Origin of the sequence: Clostridium saccharoperbutylacetonicum N1-4(HMT) (assembly GCF_000340885.1) — a bacterium.
GTDB lineage: Bacteria > Bacillota > Clostridia > Clostridiales > Clostridiaceae > Clostridium > Clostridium saccharoperbutylacetonicum.
In genome coordinates this window covers 532,469-550,189 of the sequence record NC_020291.1, presented here as the reverse complement: position 1 = coordinate 550,189, position 17,721 = coordinate 532,469, and the positions used below count along the sequence as shown (strand labels likewise).

Below are 17,721 nucleotides of genomic sequence, written 5' to 3'. Positions count from 1 at the left end.
CAAAAATTGTAAGTAATACGATTTACAGCACAATGCATTGCGACATGAATCCATACTTAGTGGTCGAAAATGAATATATATTGCGAGTAAATGAACGTGGAAAGATAATTATAGAATATAGAACAAAAGATATAGATGAAGCCTTATATTGGATTTTATCGGAAATTTCATGGAATATTTCTTGCAAAGTTATTAATAGCGATAATGACTGGAAAATTCAAAATTCAAACAGAAAAACTTTGGTAGAAAAACTTTTCAAAGATATTTGTTATAAATATTATGATTGGTACAAAAGAGATAGGAATATTTTTAATTTCAATAATTCTGATTTTTATAATTCATAATAAACTAACACTTGGTCATCCACTATACTGTTACTTTCTAACATCGTATAATCGTTTATTATTTTATACTGAATAATCACAACGCTTTTACTTAGCATTGCCAAATGATCCCCCCTCCTTTCTTAAAACTTAAAAATAATTTTATTAAAAAAGCACATTATTCTAAATGAATGATGTGTTTTTGAATTTACTATTCTACATTATTTGTTAGAGCTCCCTAAAAATTTTTATGATCAATTGTAAGAGAATTTCATCGTTAATATACCACTTTATTTCTAGTTCTTTATTAAATTCACGCCTATTTCAAATGCTTTTTGACAATCTAATGGGAATTGAATTTTTCTATATTCTGCTTTTTCTTCTTCTGAGAAAGATTCAACTTTATATTTTGAGTAATCATCAAATTGATAAGTATTATTTGAATACATAACTAATGGTTTTGTGAATATATGTCCAATATTAAATTCCATGCGCTCGAAAGTTTTTAAATAACCAATTTGCTTCATTAATTCTTCTTTAACATTCATTGTATAAATGAATGCTGTTGGCATCCTCTTTGGCGCCAGTGACGTACCATTATTATCATACACAAGGTAGGGGAATAATAGTCTTTCTAAAAATGATAGTAATTGACCTGTTACATTACTAAAATATACTGGAGAACTAAAAATAAGCCCATCAGCTTGAGATACCTTTTCTAAAACTTCTTGAAGATCGTCTTTTACTGCGCATTTTCCATAACTTTTACTTCCAAGTCTTTTGCATGCAAAGCAACTTTTGCACCCAGTATAGTTTAAATCATATAAATTAATTATTTCAATTTCAATTTCCTTATCTTTTGCAGATTCTTTTACTCCATCTAAAGCTTTTTGAAGTAATGTGGCTGTATTTTTATTTTTTCTTGGACTTCCGTTAATACCATAAACTTTCATATTAGCACTCCTCTTTCTATATATTTTTCTTTATAGTTCTTTATTATTAATTTCTTTGTTATAATTAATGTAACATAAGAACACAGATATACAAGTATGCAGTTTTTTCTGTTTTAGTATAAAAAGTATACTATTGACTTTGAAGGAGTTGTGTTTATGGGTGATTATATGAATTATGATAAAGAATTCCCTGCTGATAATATATATGAAAGAAAATGTCCTGTTATATATGCACTTGATATTTTAGGTCAAAAATGGAAACTACCTATCTTGTGGTGTTTATCTAGCAAAGATTTTACTAGATATAATGAATTAAAACGAAAAATTAAAGGTATTACTAATATGATGCTTACAAAGTCCTTAAAAGAATTAGAAGAACATAAGCTAATTGTTAGAACTCAATATGAAACCATTCCTCCTAGGGTTGAATATTCTTTGACAGAAAGAGGTAAAGCCTTGCTTCCCACATTTAAGGAATTATATATATGGGGTGAAGAACAACTTAAACTTGATAAGTCGAAATCAAATTATAAATAATATAAAATAAAGGGATAGTATATAAACTTAAGTAAAAATAAATCTATATATTGTCCCTATTATTATGAATTTATGTATTATGTATCATACTATAACTTATTTGTGGTTATGTATTCTTAGAATTTAATTTATGGAAAATTGTGTGTCTAAATGGAGGCTGTGTGGTATAATTCCCCTAAATAAAAAATCCCCTTAAATAGGGGGGATATAAAAAATATTACATTTAATTTATATAGTTGATAATATAAAGTTATTATTTATGTTTACATAGATAGAATATACTCATTCCATTCCCTAGGTTTACTATTCCCAAATCACATCTTATATAAATTCTTAATGCTTTTATCATTCTTTGAAATCCGTCTTGTGTGTAACCCCATTCCATTTTACAATCTGTTATTTAATTTTATAATTTATAATAAAGTCTATCAGGCATATGCTTTAAAATAAATGCAACAATTCCCCACCTTTTAGTTATATATGCTATTTTCTTTTTTTGTTTGATTTTATCATATATTTGATATGATACTTTCTCAAGCGGTTGAACCCAAAATAATCCTTCTCCTTTAGCCATATCTGTATCTATTAATCCAGGTCTAATATCTGTTATTGTTATATTAGAGTTACTTTTTCTAACTTTACATCTAATTCCTTCTAGATAATTAGAAAGAAATGCTTTAGAGGCATTATATGAAGGTGCTCCTCTACTTCCTCTTAGACCTCCAACAGATGATATTACCACTAATTGGCCAGAGTTTTTTTTCATGAAATGTTTTAATGAAATATTTATCATTGATGTCACTCCAGATACATTAACATCAATTACTTCTTTTTCTTTATTCCAATTTAATTCTTCATTTAAATCTCCAATACCTGAAGTTATTATAATTAAATCTACGCCATCCATTTCACTAATCAATTCAGTTAATTGTATCATTGCCTCGTCTTGTTTTGAAATATCAATACTTTTAACATATGACTTTGTAGGTAGTTCTTTTTGAAGTTCAAATAACAAGTTACTTCTTCTTGCAACTAATCCAAGATCATATTTCTCTTTTGAAAAAATTTTTGCTAATTCTCTTCCAATACCGCTACTTGCACCAATAATAATTGCCTTATTCATAAAATACTCCCATCCCCAATTAATAAATCTTTTAAATATAAGTTTAAATATAGGACTCGGGTTTGATATTTTAATATTAATATTATCAATATTAAATTCTAACGTAAGATTCTTTGAAAATCTTATTTACTCCAATTTCTTTAAAATAAAATTTTCTACAGATTTTTTTATTGATTTCTATAATTTTATAGAATGAATTTATAAAACTATGCTATGACAATTTTGCAGACAATGTCTGCAAAATCTCTTCATTAATAAAAATCTCCTGAAAGCTTTACAATATTATAAAATAATCACCTGATTAATTCTTCGCTCCATATTCGCCGGTTATTCGCCACCTTTATAATTACATTTTATTTTTCTGCATAGCACCAATTATTAAAACATATTTTTATTTTCTACTATAAAATCTTTTTGATCTTCTATATACTGAACTAATGATTTTATATCATCTTTAGAAGCCACACCTAATGCGCTCTTATATTTGTCAGCTGATTCACCATTCATATACTTTAGTTCTAATCTATTATCTAATAACTGCTTTAAATATATGAATCGTCCTATTCTACCATTGCCATCTTGAAATGGATGAATAACTTCAAATTCTAAATGAAATCTTGCTATGTCCTCAATTGTTACTTTTTCCAGTGAATTAAAATTATTGATTAAAATATTTAATTTATCTTCAACTTCTAAAGGACTTGCTGTTTCAAAATCAGCTCCAAGTATTTTATTTTGATATTTTTTAAATATTCCAGCAAGTCCCATATCATATAAACTAGTCCTATACATTAGACTACCATGCCATTCTTTTATCATGTCTAAAGTCAGCTTTTTATCTAAAGTATCAATTACCATATCAAATGTATAAAATGAATTTACTGTTTCTTGAACATCGTCTAGTTTATGAGTTCCCTTAACTATATTCTTTTCAAATAAAAGTTGCAGAGCTTCTGTTGTAAACGTACTTCCTTCTATTTTATTTGAATGATATATAAAATCATATTTTAGTATTTCATTTAATGAATTATGAATTCCTTTAGTTTCTTGTAGTACTTGCAGAAATTTTTTATAATCTATATTTTGCATTCTTACCCTCTCCTTTCTGTTTCAAGTATCTTTAATTATAAAAGTCTCTCAAAACCTTTACCATATTATAACAATAACGCTCATTAATTCTTCGCCTGCTATTCGTTCTATCTTTTCTTTTAATAGTAAACTATTAAATAAATCAGTACTTCCATGCTTAAATCAATTTTCCCCTAATCCTTTACTGCTTACCATTAAATCTAAATATCTATATTTCTATTTTAACATTAAAAATAATTTTATTCACAACCTTTGTCTTTATTTTTATACTTATCCACATAAAACTTCACATTGTTTGATATTTATATTATAGCCGAAATAATGCTTATATAAAGTTTCATTGCAGATTAATTTTTTATTTTTATATCAAGTGTATATATTAAGTACACTCTAATTATTGATATACTTGGTTCTATCAACTGTGTTAAAAGTGTGGTAAAAGCAAAATACCAACACTTTAGTGTTTTTCTAAAGTGTTGGTATTACTAGTTTTATGGTGCACTTGGTGAGATTCGAACTCACGACTTCTGGATTCGAAGTCCAACGCTCTATCCAACTGAACTACAAGTGCATATTGGCTTAAATATAAATAAAAACAACTGTTTACAGTTGTTTTGTTGGAGCGGGTAGTGGGAGTCGAACCCACCTTTTCAGCTTGGAAGGCTGGAGTATTACCGATATACGATACCCGCATATATTTTTTTATCATGTTTATTTTTTTATGGAGCGGGTAGTGGGAGTCGAACCCACCTTTTCAGCTTGGAAGGCTGGAGTATTACCGATATACGATACCCGCGCAACATATTATACTTGATGGAGCGGAAAACGGGATTCGAACCCGCAGCCTCCACCTTGGCAAGGTGGCACTCTACCGTTGAGTCATTTCCGCTTATTTGGTGCAGATGAAGAGAGTCGAACTCTTACACCGTTAGGCGCTAGATCCTAAGTCTAGTGCGTCTGCCAATTCCGCCACACCTGCATATAAAAAAATTTTGGTGGCTCACCCGGGAATCGAACCCGGGACACCATGATTAAAAGTCATGTGCTCTACCGACTGAGCTAGTGAACCAAAATGGCAGGGATAGCAGGATTTGAACCTACGAATAATGGAGTCAAAGTCCATTGCCTTACCGCTTGGCGATATCCCTGTATTTGAAATAAACTCCAAAGCTTGTTTCAAACTTTTTTTTGTAATCATACAAAATATGCTTACTAATGGTGCGTCATCAGGGATTCGAACCCTGGACACCCTGATTAAGAGTCAGGTGCTCTACCAACTGAGCTAATCACGCATATAAAACGTAAACATATAAGTGGAGCGGGTAGTGGGAGTCGAACCCACCTTTTCAGCTTGGAAGGCTGGAGTATTACCGATATACGATACCCGCACATATATTATACTTGATGGAGCGGAAAACGGGATTCGAACCCGCAGCCTCCACCTTGGCAAGGTGGCACTCTACCGTTGAGTCATTTCCGCTCATTTGGTGCAGATGAAGAGAGTCGAACTCTTACACCGTTAGGCGCTAGATCCTAAGTCTAGTGCGTCTGCCAATTCCGCCACACCTGCATATAAAAAAATTTTGGTGGCTCACCCGGGAATCGAACCCGGGACACCATGATTAAAAGTCATGTGCTCTACCGACTGAGCTAGTGAACCAAAGTGGCAGGGATAGCAGGATTTGAACCTACGAATAATGGAGTCAAAGTCCATTGCCTTACCGCTTGGCGATATCCCTGTATGGGGTGAACGATGGGACTCGAACCCACGACAACCAGTGCCACAAACTGGCGCTCTACCAACTGAACTACGTTCACCATAATGGTGCGTTTTAAGGGATTCGAACCCCCGGCCCACGCCTTAGAAGGGCGTTGCTCTATCCAGCTGAGCTAAAAACGCATATTTATTATTATGTTACAAACCTTAAGTTTGTATGGAGCGGGTAGTGGGAGTCGAACCCACCTTTTCAGCTTGGAAGGCTGGAGTATTACCGATATACGATACCCGCATATTTTATATAATTAATTTAAATGGTCGGGGTGACAGGGATTGAACCTGCGACCTCATGGTCCCAAACCACGCGCGCTCCCATCTGCGCCACACCCCGATTAAAATGGTGCGTTTTAAGGGATTCGAACCCCTGGCCCACGCCTTAGAAGGGCGTTGCTCTATCCAGCTGAGCTAAAAACGCATATTCACCTTTGTTAAAGTGTTTTATTTTTCAGACGTATATTATTATATACTCTTTTCTTTATCCTGTCAAGCTTGTGCTTCAGAACGTTATTTATTGTAACCTGTCCTTCAAGCTTTGTCAAGACTTTTTAAGCATTTATTTTTAATGGAGCGGGTAGTGGGAGTCGAACCCACCTTTTCAGCTTGGAAGGCTGGAGTATTACCGATATACGATACCCGCGCATATAAAATAATTAACTTTATTGGTCGGGGTGACAGGGATTGAACCTGCGACCTCATGGTCCCAAACCACGCGCGCTCCCATCTGCGCCACACCCCGAAGTCTTTAAACCTCGTCATTTGCTTATCGCTTATCTCTCAGCGACAATGATTATTCTACAATATGAAATGTAATTCGTCAATACCTTTTTAAAATTATTTCACAATTATTTCTTTTAATAGCAACAAAGGATTGCTTATATTCTACTCATTGACTTCTTTTAAATATGTATCGATATTGCCATCTTCATCTATTTCTATAAATCCAACATACCTTCCTTTAAATCTTGGTAAAGATATACTTCCTGGATTCATTAGAATTAATTCCTCATCTTTTTCTATCATCTGCTCATGTGTATGCCCAAACAATACAATATCTACTCCTAATTCCTTCCCCTTATAATAGATATTATTTATAGTCCTTTTTACTCCATATAAATCTCCATGAGTAAAAAATATTTTTTTACCATATACCTCTATTACACCTTCTTTAGGATATTTAGAAGAATAATCACAATTTCCAGCTACAGCATATACTTTACCATTAAATCCTCGTTCTAACACTTCAACATCCTCAATGTTATCACCTAAATGTATTAATATATCTGCACTTTTAGTTATTTCCTTGGCCAAATTAACATACTTCAACATCCTATGAGTATCACTTACAACACCAATTAACATAAATCTCCTCCTAATCTATAAGTATAATTATCGCTAAGTTATAACAATGTAACAATTATCTTCTTTAGCTCCTTTAATGCATTTCCTCTATGACTAATTTCATTTTTCTCATCAGAGGTTAATTCTGCAAAAGTTTTATTTAATGGTTCGAAGAAAAACAACGGATCATACCCAAATCCACCTTCTCCATGCAATTCTTCTATTATGTATCCATTAGCTTCTCCTGTCACCTTATAGTATTCACCCGCTTCAGTAAACATTGCTAACTGACAAATAAATTTAGCACTTCTGTCTTCTTTTTTTACATTTTTTAATTTTCCTAATAATTTCTCATTATTTTTAGCATCATTCCCATGCTCTCCAGCATATCTCGCTGAATATATCCCTGGTTCTCCATTTAAATATTCAACTGCCAATCCTGAATCATCTGCTAATACAATGAAATCTTTGTCTCCTCTTTCTAACAGAAATTCATATATTTCCTTTGCTTTCTTTTTTGCATTTTCTTCAAAAGTATGACCATCTTCAATTACATCTATATTAATATTCTCATTTTCTAAAGATTTAACTTCAATATCTAATTCTTTTAAAATTTCCTTCATTTCTTTAATTTTCTTTTTATTATTACTAGCTAATATCAATCTTTTCATTACTTATTTCCTTCCTAGTACTTAACCTAAAATTCAGTTTATTTAGATTAATATTTAAGATTCTTTCTATAAATTGTTTGTATTATTAATTGCTATAGATATCCTAATTAATAATTCAACTTATAAATGGAATATACATGCATCATTGAGAAATTATAATCGTAACACTACTCTAGAAATTAGATACATTTTTCTGGAAGCAGGCATGTGAAATTGAGCTGATGATGGTTATTAGTGGAAGGTTGTTTCATTTTCTGCTTGTCATAAATTTACTTTAGGAACATGCAGAAATGGGTGCAATCTTCCACTTAGAACCTTCCAGCGAAAATTTCACTAGTCCTGTGGAAAATAAATGTATCTGATCTCGGTAATTGTTGCATAAGTCTAATTTTCGATTTGGATATCTATATCATTTAATTAATTTTTAAGATATCATCATCTATAAAACAATTGTAAAGAAAAACTAATTAGTATACAATTCCTTTTTCTATTTTTTAATAAATATTTCATTTCTTCAATTCATATTTTATGTACTTTTTATTCATTAATTTCATATTAATGAATAAGATGAGAATTTTATAAGAGGTGTAATAAATTGAGATATATCGGCCCATTTTTTCGGATGAACAGTCTTTCTCAAAAAGAAATTAGCGGTCAACTTTTTCATTTATCTAAAGAATCTATAAAAACTTTAGTATTAAACTCAAAATGCGGTATCCTAGCTCAAATTAAAACTTCAAAAAAAACTTCAGATGATATCAGCATGTTAAATAATTACTCTCCTCTACTATGTTTATATAGAAAAGCTTCCCCTTTATTTATTCATAGTAAAAGCAGCCATGGTTTTGATGAAGCAAGCTTTAGAAAAGAAATAAATCCTTCTACAAACGCTCTTATGACACTATGCTTGCTAGAGCTAAGCGAGTATTATTCACATTATAATGATAACAATAGAAACATAGCCTCCCTTGAAAAACCATTTAAATATCTAGCAAAAGAACAGCTTCAATTCTATTCTGAGAATTTAAGGAATAATGAAGGTTTATTTGTTGATAAAAAAAATATATCAGATGGAAACTCAAAAGGTTTTTCATTAATAGACAAAGATAACAAGTTCAATTTTTCAGACCAAGCTTTTATGTTAACTGCTTATTTTCTCTATTCACATTATAATGAATCTGATCCAATAAGTCCTGACTACCTTAAATTTGCATCTGAAATTTTAGATATGTTTAAAAACTACAAATCTGCTTTATATGATTTATCTTTTAATGAAAATGTTCAAATTTTCCTAGCACTAAATGTATTTTATAAATATTCTTGTAATCTCGATGCTAAAAAACTTATTTTAGACTTAGGTGACTTTTTAATATGCAAATTTCAGGAAAAAGATTATTATGAAGATTCAATAGATGATTGCGCTTTATTTGCTATCACCTTAATGGAAGCCTATAAACATACAGAAATAATTTCTTTTAAGGAAATCTCTAGAGAAATTAGTGAAAAACTGATTAGTTTTTATGATAATGATAAAAATGTTATCTCTAAATTATCTGATAAAAAGGAAAGTAAATATTCTTGCTCAGAAATTAATTTCTATCTACTTTGTTTGCTCATGTATTCAATTCAAGAAAGCAAAACTACTGATTTAAAGCCTATTATTTCAGGCCTGTATAGAAAATTCTTTGTAAACGGTGGTCTTCTAACCAGTTGGCCTGAAGCACCTACTCTAGATGAGGTTGAAAGATATAAAAAATTAAGTTTGCGTTCTGCTGATATGTTAGATGAAACTTATTTTAGAATGCCAGTTCTTCCAACTCCTAAAGGAACAGGTTCAGCACCTATATTTGTAAAAAGTTTAATTTATTCAAAACGAAAAGACTCATTAAATGTTAAAAGAACCTCCTTAGATAGTAATAAAAATATGTTTAATTTCTTTCTAATTATTTATCTTTTAAAGGATATGGTTGAAGAATTTATGGAATTTGCAACTCCCTTAAATTTAGAAATTATGACAAACTCAGAAAATAATGAAGTTTGTAATTCTGATCAAGACTATCTAAGTAATAAAACTACATCACAAATTTCTAAGGATAATTTATTTAAAACAACTACCTCAAATCCTTCTGAAATCATTGAGTCTAAATCTAATTTAAATTTATCCAAGGACGAAGAAAGTAACACAATTGATACCCCATCACTAAAAGGTATAACTTCTTCAAAAAAAGTAACTAATCTTACTCTACTAAATAAAAATAATAAAGTTAACTGCTCTATTAAAGGCAAGAAATATAAAAAAAATAAAAATCAACATTACAATAAGAAAAAAAATTGATTTCAAGTGTATTTATAGTAAAATTAAATATATTCGCCTGATATATATTGTTAGGTGAATATATTTAATTACTATTTATTGAAGAAAAGTCTATATTGCCATTTCCATCAACTTTTAATTTACCAGCTTTATCAGAAATAGCTATATTTTCATTATAAAAAACTAAAGGAAGTATATTATAATTATCAAATAAATCTTCCTCTAAATTAGAAAAATCTTGATTTTGTTTAACATTAATTGATTTTTCTAAAAGCTTATTTTGATTATCTGATAAATATTCCTTAAAATTCAGATAAAAGTTTTGTTTTTTGGATTCATTCGCATCATTGTCAACTAAAAGCATATCATATCTTTTTTTTAACTCTTGATCTTCAAACTCATCTTTCACCAAACTATATTTTACTGTTATATTAGTATTTTCCTTAAACCATGTTTGAATACTTCTACATATAATTCTGTTTTCATTAGAATCTTCGCATAATATTGTTAATATTTTAGGCTTATCCCAGGAACCTTCTTTATTACTTACAACTTTCCTTGCCTGTAACTTAGTCAAATCCTGCTTATCTTCTCTAAAAAAACTTCCTTCAGCCAGATCAAACTCTTTATTATTAGCATTTTGATAAGCTTCCATTGCTTTACATATGTCATTATAAATTTCTCTTCTACCTTGAAGTGGAATGGCATTATTTTTGCTATTAAAAACTAGATAGGTTGCATTTGACTTTGGAATTGTTATTAATTTCTTTTCTTCAAGTAACTTGCTAAGTTCCGTTTCCGGAGGATTTATTACTATATCTCTTTCATTAACTTCATATGATGCCATTGATGCTTCAACACTATTATCGCTAAATATATTTATATTTCCTATCTTAGCTTCATTGCTATTACTTTTTAACACAATTTTATCTTTATTAATAGAATCAATTTTATAATCTCCCGAGTAAACTAATTTATTGCAATTATTTTGTATAGCTCTCCACATTATCAAATACTTTCTAAGCCTATACTGTGGTTTCGTTAGTTCATTTAAAAAATCATCATCTTTTTTATTTAGTCTAATAATAATAGAATTATCAGTTTCATTTATTGCCACACCTTTTTCGAAAACAACTTTTCCTTCTTTAAATTCCTTTGCCCCATATACATTTAACAAAGCTTGAATATTTTTTTCATCTTCTTCTTTTAATAATTCTTTGAAAAATTCTGCTATATCCTTAGGTGTTATTTTACTACCATCACTCCAAAAAATATCATCTCTAAGTTTAAATTCGTACTGAATGCCATCTTTATCCTTAATAACATCACTTGCTAACATAGGTGTTATCTTATTATTTTCATCCTTTGAAACTAACCCCTTGCTAACAGCACAAATAATATCTTCGTGATACTTAGTTAGATTTGTGACCTTTTCTAAATCTTCTGGGATTTCATTTATACCGTAACTTATAGTCTCATCCATTGTATTATTCGATACATTTCCGTTTTCCTTATTTATAAATCCCAAACAAAATATAATGATAAAACTAAATGTGATTATACATAAAAAATATTTCTTCATGATTGCACCCTTTACTTCTATTCTATATTTTGTATTATGTCCATAAAATTTTAATTATAATCAAAAAACTGACTAAAAAGTAATTTCTAATCACTTCTAGTCAGTTTTTAATTCTATTTTATAAGATGATTTACCATAAAGAAAATCAAGAAAGCAGATATAGCTAAGCTAAACGCAGCATATACTAGCCTTTTTTTACCTGTCTCAATAATAATAAATCTAAGTCCCAAAATTGCCATTGTAATGCATACTCCAAGCTGTATAGGTAAATACGAGTTGAAAATTTGATTAACAAAATGAAATTGATATGTTGTTAAGAATGTACATATTATTATTATACTCGTTACAAATGCTGATATAAATCCAAGCAAATTCACTAATTTTTTCATATTTTACCCCCTTAACAAATCTTCAAATTCTTCCTCTGAAAGGACCTTAACTCCCAATTCCTGTGCTTTCGTTAATTTTGATCCAGCCGCTTCTCCTGCTATAACATAGTCTGTTTTTTTGCTTACACTGCCTGCAACTTTTGCTCCTAAACTTTCTAATTTATCTTTTATTTCAGTTCTAGAGTAATTCTGAAGAGATCCAGTAGCAACAACAGTTTTTCCTTCAAAAGGATTTTCTATAACTTCTTGTTCTATAAATTTAGGATTTACACCTAAAGCTAACAATTCTTCTATTGTTTCTAATACTTTTTCTTCTTTAAAGAATACCACTACACCTTGTGCAACTATATCTCCTACATCTTGAACTTCAACTAACTCCTCAAAGGTGGCACTTTTTAACCCTTCTATAGACTTAAATCTATTTACTAAGTCTCTTGCAGTTTTTGCCCCCACGTTAGGTATTCCTAATGCATATATAAAAGCATCTAAATCACAATCTTTGCTTTTCTCTATAGCTTCTAAAAGATTTTGAGCCTTCTTAGCTCCAAACTTCTCTAGTCCTATTAATTCTTCTTCTTTTAATTTATATAAATCAGAAATAGCTTTAATATTAAGTTTTTCAAATAACTGCTCTGCTGTTTTTTCTGAAAAACCTGCAATATTCATAGCTTCTCTTGAAGCATAATGAACTATAGTCTTAACTAATTGCGGCTTACAAGACAACGTATTTTCACAGAAGTAATGTGCACCATTTAAAACCAAGTGACTTCCACATGCTGGGCATACTTCAGGTACCTTTATTTCTTCAGAACCTTCCAGTGAATCAGGAACTATTCCCATAATTTCAGGAATAACATCGTTACTTCTTCTTACAAACACTTCTGCACCAATTCTAACACCTTTTCTTGCTATATCATCCATATTGTTAAGTGTTGCTCTTTTAACAGTAACTCCAGCAAGTTCAACTGGTTCTAGTATTGCTGTTGGGCCAACTCTTCCACTTCTTCCAACATTCCATTCAACATCCAAAAGCTTAGTAGTAGCTTCTTGAGCTTCAAACTTATATGCTATTGCCCACTTAGGGAATTTAATTGTATAGCCTAATAATTCTCTAGTTCTAATGTCATCTATTGCGATTACAAGCCCATCAATATCATAATTCAAGTCAAACCTAATATCTTTTATATATTCAATTTCTTTTTCTATTTCTTCTATAGATGTGCAAATTCTAATATAATCATCTACTGGCAGCCCTTGCTTTTTTATAAAATCCATCATTTCTAGATATGTTGTAAAAGGAATTCCTTCCTTATATCCAACATCATAAAAAAATGCTGACAAATTTCTTCTTGCAGTTTCTTTAACATTAAGATTTCTTAATGCTCCTGCTGCTCCATTTCTTAAATTTTTCAATGGAGTTTCTGAAGCTTCATTATATTTATTAAAAGCTTCTTGGGTCATTATAGCTTCTCCATGAACTTCTAAAATATCGCCACTTTGAATTTTAAGAGGAATTGATTTTATTGTTTTTACCTGAGCTGTTACTTCTTCTCCAATACTTCCTGTTCCTCTTGTTGCAGCAATTTCAAGTATACCTTCATTATTATATGTTAAGTTTATTGTAAGTCCATCGAATTTCTTTGTAAGCACATATTTTAAATCTGGTAAATTCTCCCCTCTGCTTCTCATTTCTTCAACAAACTTAACATTTCTATTATGCCAATCTATTATTTCTTGAATACTTTGTGCTTTATCTAAACTCCAAAGCTTTGCTTTATGAGTATATTTTTTAAATCCTTCTAATACTACATCTCCAACTCTCAATGTAGGTGAATAAGGAAGTACAAATCCAGTTTCATTTTCTAATGCCTGAAGTTCGTAATATTTCGCATCATAATCCTTATCACTTACAGAAGGACTGTCTAGAGAATAGTATTCATAGGAATACCTATTTAATGTTTCTACAAGTTCCTTTATTTTTTCAATCTTATCCATTAACTAGCCCTCCAAATCTAAATTACACATATTATTTAAACTACATCATTTTTAATTTTGCCAAAGATAGCATTAATGTTTTAACACCTTGCTTATCAAAAGCTACTGTCAGTTTCTTATCACTACCTGAAGCTTGAACTGAAACAATAGTTCCTTTGCCAAATTTTTCATGCATTACTTTTCTACCAAGGGTTGCTTCATTACTTGTTATATATTCTGAGCCAGCTTCATTAGTAACACCACTACTAACTGCACTTGTTCCATTGCTTCCTGAAAAACTATTTCCTCTGCTCATAGTATTTCTTAAGCTGTGTGGATTATTGTATGAGTTATTCATTAATTTCTCTCTACTCATAACATTCGCCTTTTCTACACCTACATATTCCTTAAGTTCTGGTTTTATTTCATTTATAAAATCTGATTGAGAATACGCTACAGTTTTTCCAAACACTCTTCTAACTTCAGCTGATGTCATAAACAATATTTCTTTAGCTCTAGTTATACCAACATAACACAATCTTCTTGATTCTTCCATCTCAGATTCTTTTTCAAAGGATGCCATTCCTGGGAATATTCCATTTTCCATACCTACCATAAATACAACTGGAAATTCTAATCCCTTTGCACTATGAATTGTCATAAGGACAACTGCATCATCCTCTTCTTCAATTTTATCAGTATCTTGAACTAAAGAAACTCTTTCTAAATATGCAGATAAAGATTTATCTTCACTGCTCTTTTCAAAGTCAACAGCATCAGATACTAATTCCTTTAAGTTTTCAATTCTACTCTTATCTTCAATCTCATTTGATTCTTGTAATTGCTTCATATATCCAGTATCTTTCAAAATAGCTTCAATTAATACTGATACAGGCATTGTTTTACTTAAATCCATCAGATTTTCCATAAGCTCCACAAATGGTTCTATTGTTGAAACATTTCTAGCTGTAAGGGTTGGAATGCTTCTAACTTCAGTTATTGCATCCCATAAATTAAGTTCAAAATTACCTGCGAATTCTTGAACCTTAGATACAGTTGCATCTCCAATGCTTCTCTTAGGTACATTTATAATTCTTTTAAGACTAATATCATCTTGCGGGTTAATAAGAACTTTTAAATATGCTAACATATCTTTTATTTCTTTTCTATCATAGAATCTTGTACCCCCTACAATTTTATAAGGGATTCCTTTTCTTCTAAAACTTTCTTCAAAAATTCTCGATTGAGCATTTGTTCTATATAGAATAGCAAAATCATTATAGTTTTTACCTTGCTTATTCTTAAGGTCTTGAATTTGTTTTCCAACAAAATCACCTTCATCACTATCTGCATAAGCTCTATATATCTTTATCTTATTTCCTTCTTCTTGTTCAGTTCTTAGTACTTTACTCTTTCTGTTTGAGTTATTAACAATTACAACATTTGCAGCATTTAATATGTTACCCTTAGATCTATAATTTTGCTCTAATTTTATTACCTTTGCTCCTGGATAATCTTTTTCGAAGTCTAGTATATTTTTAATATCAGCACCTCTCCATTGATAAATACAATTATGAACCACAACATTATTAGCAATGTAATTCCTTGCGTCGTTGATATTTAAATCATAAACATAACCATCATATTGTTCTATCTCAACAGAAGCTACAACATCTTCTTCAATTACTCCATTATTATATACAGCAATAGACATGCCTTCTTTAAAACTTCCAATAGGCATAAACATAAAGTTATTATTTTCTGTAAGTTTTGCTTTTCTTAGTATTTCAAACTCTTCTTCTACCCCGCTTAACTTTTTCACAAATTCTTCTGCTTCATCATATAAAGCTCGTTCTGTCTCCACTCTATATGTGTTTCTCTTACCATCTCTAACATTAAATCCAGCTTCTATGAATTTTTCTTTAAACTCTTCTCCTGAAGAATTTAATCCTATCCTATGAGAATAAAGTCCTCTTTGAATAGATTTCTTTCCTCCAAAAAAGCTTAAATTAATTCTTTTTCTAATTGATTCGCCTCTTATTACTGCACCACTTAAGTGATGAGGATATTCCTTATATAAATATTCTTCGTCCATTAATCTTTCTGCAGCAGATACAGTATCAATTTCTTTAAATAATCTCTCTATCTGATCTTGAGAAACAGTTATATTCCTGCCTCTTGAGTTGAATACCATTGTTGGTATTCCATATTTAACAGAATAATATTGTTCATAATAAGATGCTTCTCCTTTTGAAGGACAAGCCTTTATTACCCACATCTTATCTGCCTGTTCTCCATTTAGTCTTACTGCTAACCCACTAGCTTCACTGCCTTTTCTGCTTCTTATCGAAGAAGTTTGACCTATTCTGTAGCCAAAATTTTTCTTATACATTAAATATACATAATATTTTTCATCATCTAATACTATTCTTCCAAAAGATAAATGATTTGGAGTTGCCTTTATCACTTTTCCGCCGCTTGTAGTTAGCCTTATTATGTCACCTGAATATCTTCTCTTGCTTATCTCACTAACAGGCAATAAACATGTTTCTCCATTTCCTGCAGCAACTTGAATCAAATCATCTTTATTTAATTCTTCTATTTTTATATCCTTACCCTCTGCTGATACTAATGTTCCTTCAACCATACATTGATCATCATCGCCCACAACACATATGTTCTTATATTTTGAAGCAAGCAATTTTACCAATTGATATTGTGCTCCATTTGTATCTTGATATTCATCCACCATAATATACTTAAATTTATTTTGATAAAATTCTAAAACATCAGGATTATTTTTGAACAATTCAACAGTTTTAAATATAAGATCATCAAAATCTAAGGCATTGTTTTCCTTCAGCCTTTTTTGATACATTTCGTAGACATCTGCAATTTTCTTTTCCCTAAAGTTAGCTTCATTTTCTAACATATAGCTTCGAGTCCCTTGCATATTATCCTTTGCTTTTCCTATCTTTCCTAATATCTCTTGCTCAGTTATATCCTTATCATTAATATTTAAAGTTTTCATACACTCTTTTACTAATATTTTTTGGTCTGAACTATCATATATTGTAAAGCTGCTTTTGTAGCCTATCTTATCTATTTCTCTTCTTAAAATCCTAACACATGTTGAATGGAAAGTGGATATCCACATGTTTTCAGCCTGTTCACCAATAAGAGCCTTAACTCTATCCTTCATTTCCTTTGCAGCCTTATTTGTAAAAGTGATAGCTAATATACTATATGGCGCAATATTTAAGTCCTCAATCATATGAGCAATTCTATGAGTTAAAACTCTTGTCTTACCAGAACCTGCTCCAGCTAATATAAGTACCTGCCCATCAATTGTAGTTGCCCCTTCATACTGTTCTTTATTAAGTAATGATTTTAAATCCATTAACTTAGTCCTCCTTTACCAATTCCTTAAATATTATATCATAACTATTAATATTTAAATCATTACAGCATACAAAATTTAATTCCATCTATATTTATTATTTACCATTCATATTTAATGAACATAAATTTTATAAGCCTCTCTATTCCTAAACTTCAATAATATGCATAAAATACAAAAAACACCTGATAAATTAATATCAAGTGTAAATTTTTTAATAGTTTCATATACTCTCCTATTATTAATTAAAA

General features: G+C 30.3%; 12 protein-coding genes and 20 tRNA genes. 3 read left to right on the top strand and 29 right to left on the bottom strand.

What is annotated here, in order from left to right; translation table 11 throughout:
- The first annotated feature begins 44 nt into the window (after positions 1-44).
- Positions 45-344, top strand: a complete 300-nt coding sequence (locus tag CSPA_RS02425; RefSeq protein ID WP_157228427.1) for an Imm63 family immunity protein — start codon at positions 45-47, stop codon at positions 342-344.
- 275 nt (positions 345-619) lie between these two features.
- Here the strand turns inward: CSPA_RS02425 and CSPA_RS02420 are convergent, their stop codons facing one another.
- The gene (locus CSPA_RS02420; RefSeq protein ID WP_015390617.1) at positions 620-1,276 is read right to left on the bottom strand and encodes a flavodoxin family protein; all 657 of its coding nucleotides are present in this window, start codon (positions 1,274-1,276) and stop codon (positions 620-622) included.
- 156 nt (positions 1,277-1,432) lie between these two features.
- On the opposite strand from CSPA_RS02420, the gene CSPA_RS02415 reads away from it, so the two are divergent.
- Complete coding sequence (locus CSPA_RS02415; RefSeq protein ID WP_015390616.1) at positions 1,433-1,813, top strand: winged helix-turn-helix transcriptional regulator; 381 nt, start codon at positions 1,433-1,435, stop codon at positions 1,811-1,813.
- A 406-nt stretch (positions 1,814-2,219) separates the two neighbouring features.
- Here the strand turns inward: CSPA_RS02415 and CSPA_RS02410 are convergent, their stop codons facing one another.
- The 24 genes from CSPA_RS02410 to CSPA_RS02295 form a co-directional block, all read right to left on the bottom strand.
- Entirely contained in the window at positions 2,220-2,936 is a 717-nt protein-coding gene (locus tag CSPA_RS02410) for an SDR family NAD(P)-dependent oxidoreductase (RefSeq protein ID WP_015390615.1), read from the bottom strand.
- A gap of 378 nt (positions 2,937-3,314) precedes the next feature.
- Positions 3,315-4,025, bottom strand: coding sequence for a Fic family protein (locus CSPA_RS02405; RefSeq protein ID WP_015390614.1), 711 nt, complete (start codon positions 4,023-4,025; stop codon positions 3,315-3,317).
- 494 nt (positions 4,026-4,519) lie between these two features.
- A tRNA-Arg gene (locus CSPA_RS02400) sits at positions 4,520-4,596 on the bottom strand.
- Positions 4,597-4,643: 47 nt separating this feature from the next.
- A tRNA-Gly gene (locus CSPA_RS02395) sits at positions 4,644-4,717 on the bottom strand.
- A 30-nt stretch (positions 4,718-4,747) separates the two neighbouring features.
- Positions 4,748-4,821: transfer RNA gene (locus CSPA_RS02390), tRNA-Gly, on the bottom strand.
- 18 nt (positions 4,822-4,839) lie between these two features.
- Positions 4,840-4,914 (bottom strand) — tRNA-Gly (locus tag CSPA_RS02385).
- Between the two features lie 5 nt (positions 4,915-4,919).
- A tRNA-Leu gene (locus tag CSPA_RS02380) sits at positions 4,920-5,004 on the bottom strand.
- A 14-nt stretch (positions 5,005-5,018) separates the two neighbouring features.
- A tRNA-Lys gene (locus CSPA_RS02375) sits at positions 5,019-5,094 on the bottom strand.
- A gap of 4 nt (positions 5,095-5,098) precedes the next feature.
- Positions 5,099-5,173: transfer RNA gene (locus CSPA_RS02370), tRNA-Gln, on the bottom strand.
- Between the two features lie 68 nt (positions 5,174-5,241).
- Positions 5,242-5,317: transfer RNA gene (locus CSPA_RS02365), tRNA-Lys, on the bottom strand.
- A 22-nt stretch (positions 5,318-5,339) separates the two neighbouring features.
- A tRNA-Gly gene (locus CSPA_RS02360) sits at positions 5,340-5,413 on the bottom strand.
- 17 nt (positions 5,414-5,430) lie between these two features.
- Positions 5,431-5,505, bottom strand: a tRNA-Gly gene (locus CSPA_RS02355).
- 5 nt (positions 5,506-5,510) lie between these two features.
- Positions 5,511-5,595, bottom strand: a tRNA-Leu gene (locus CSPA_RS02350).
- A 14-nt stretch (positions 5,596-5,609) separates the two neighbouring features.
- Positions 5,610-5,685, bottom strand: a tRNA-Lys gene (locus CSPA_RS02345).
- Positions 5,686-5,689: 4 nt separating this feature from the next.
- Positions 5,690-5,764, bottom strand: a tRNA-Gln gene (locus tag CSPA_RS02340).
- Positions 5,765-5,767: 3 nt separating this feature from the next.
- A tRNA-His gene (locus CSPA_RS02335) sits at positions 5,768-5,843 on the bottom strand.
- A gap of 5 nt (positions 5,844-5,848) precedes the next feature.
- Positions 5,849-5,925 (bottom strand) — tRNA-Arg (locus tag CSPA_RS02330).
- A gap of 35 nt (positions 5,926-5,960) precedes the next feature.
- A tRNA-Gly gene (locus tag CSPA_RS02325) sits at positions 5,961-6,034 on the bottom strand.
- 23 nt (positions 6,035-6,057) lie between these two features.
- Positions 6,058-6,133, bottom strand: a tRNA-Pro gene (locus tag CSPA_RS02320).
- Positions 6,134-6,140: 7 nt separating this feature from the next.
- A tRNA-Arg gene (locus CSPA_RS02315) sits at positions 6,141-6,217 on the bottom strand.
- A gap of 148 nt (positions 6,218-6,365) precedes the next feature.
- Positions 6,366-6,439, bottom strand: a tRNA-Gly gene (locus tag CSPA_RS02310).
- Between the two features lie 23 nt (positions 6,440-6,462).
- Positions 6,463-6,538 (bottom strand) — tRNA-Pro (locus CSPA_RS02305).
- Between the two features lie 143 nt (positions 6,539-6,681).
- Positions 6,682-7,161, bottom strand: a complete 480-nt coding sequence (locus tag CSPA_RS02300; protein WP_015390613.1) for a metallophosphoesterase — start codon at positions 7,159-7,161, stop codon at positions 6,682-6,684.
- A gap of 38 nt (positions 7,162-7,199) precedes the next feature.
- Positions 7,200-7,811 (bottom strand): XTP/dITP diphosphatase, encoded by a 612-nt coding sequence (locus tag CSPA_RS02295; protein ID WP_015390612.1) that lies wholly within the window; start codon positions 7,809-7,811, stop codon positions 7,200-7,202.
- Between the two features lie 595 nt (positions 7,812-8,406).
- Here CSPA_RS02295 and CSPA_RS02290 point away from each other — a divergent pair.
- Positions 8,407-10,146, top strand: a complete 1,740-nt coding sequence (locus CSPA_RS02290) for a hypothetical protein (RefSeq protein WP_015390611.1) — start codon at positions 8,407-8,409, stop codon at positions 10,144-10,146.
- A gap of 64 nt (positions 10,147-10,210) precedes the next feature.
- Here the strand turns inward: CSPA_RS02290 and CSPA_RS02285 are convergent, their stop codons facing one another.
- From CSPA_RS02285 to CSPA_RS02270, 4 genes are all read right to left on the bottom strand, one after another.
- Complete coding sequence (locus CSPA_RS02285; RefSeq protein ID WP_015390610.1) at positions 10,211-11,707, bottom strand: ABC transporter substrate-binding protein; 1,497 nt, start codon at positions 11,705-11,707, stop codon at positions 10,211-10,213.
- A 113-nt stretch (positions 11,708-11,820) separates the two neighbouring features.
- Positions 11,821-12,096 (bottom strand): hypothetical protein, encoded by a 276-nt coding sequence (locus tag CSPA_RS02280; RefSeq protein ID WP_015390609.1) that lies wholly within the window; start codon positions 12,094-12,096, stop codon positions 11,821-11,823.
- Positions 12,097-12,099: 3 nt separating this feature from the next.
- Entirely contained in the window at positions 12,100-14,091 is a 1,992-nt protein-coding gene (ligA, locus tag CSPA_RS02275) for an NAD-dependent DNA ligase LigA (protein ID WP_015390608.1), read from the bottom strand.
- A gap of 40 nt (positions 14,092-14,131) precedes the next feature.
- Positions 14,132-17,470: a UvrD-helicase domain-containing protein gene (locus tag CSPA_RS02270; protein ID WP_015390607.1), complete on the bottom strand. Its 3,339-nt coding sequence runs from the start codon at positions 17,468-17,470 to the stop codon at positions 14,132-14,134.
- Positions 17,471-17,721: the final 251 nt, after the last annotated feature.

Coding starts and splice junctions, on each gene's coding strand:
- CSPA_RS02425 (WP_157228427.1), top strand. CDS start 45: ATGAATCCATACTTAGTGGTCGAAAATGAATATATATTGCGAGTAAAT.
- CSPA_RS02420 (WP_015390617.1), bottom strand. CDS start 1,276: ATGAAAGTTTATGGTATTAACGGAAGTCCAAGAAAAAATAAAAATACA.
- CSPA_RS02415 (WP_015390616.1), top strand. CDS start 1,433: ATGGGTGATTATATGAATTATGATAAAGAATTCCCTGCTGATAATATA.
- CSPA_RS02410 (WP_015390615.1), bottom strand. CDS start 2,936: ATGAATAAGGCAATTATTATTGGTGCAAGTAGCGGTATTGGAAGAGAA.
- CSPA_RS02405 (WP_015390614.1), bottom strand. CDS start 4,025: ATGCAAAATATAGATTATAAAAAATTTCTGCAAGTACTACAAGAAACT.
- CSPA_RS02300 (WP_015390613.1), bottom strand. CDS start 7,161: ATGTTAATTGGTGTTGTAAGTGATACTCATAGGATGTTGAAGTATGTT.
- CSPA_RS02295 (WP_015390612.1), bottom strand. CDS start 7,811: ATGAAAAGATTGATATTAGCTAGTAATAATAAAAAGAAAATTAAAGAA.
- CSPA_RS02285 (WP_015390610.1), bottom strand. CDS start 11,707: ATGAAGAAATATTTTTTATGTATAATCACATTTAGTTTTATCATTATA.
- CSPA_RS02280 (WP_015390609.1), bottom strand. CDS start 12,096: ATGAAAAAATTAGTGAATTTGCTTGGATTTATATCAGCATTTGTAACG.
- ligA (WP_015390608.1), bottom strand. CDS start 14,091: ATGGATAAGATTGAAAAAATAAAGGAACTTGTAGAAACATTAAATAGG.
- CSPA_RS02270 (WP_015390607.1), bottom strand. CDS start 17,470: ATGGATTTAAAATCATTACTTAATAAAGAACAGTATGAAGGGGCAACT.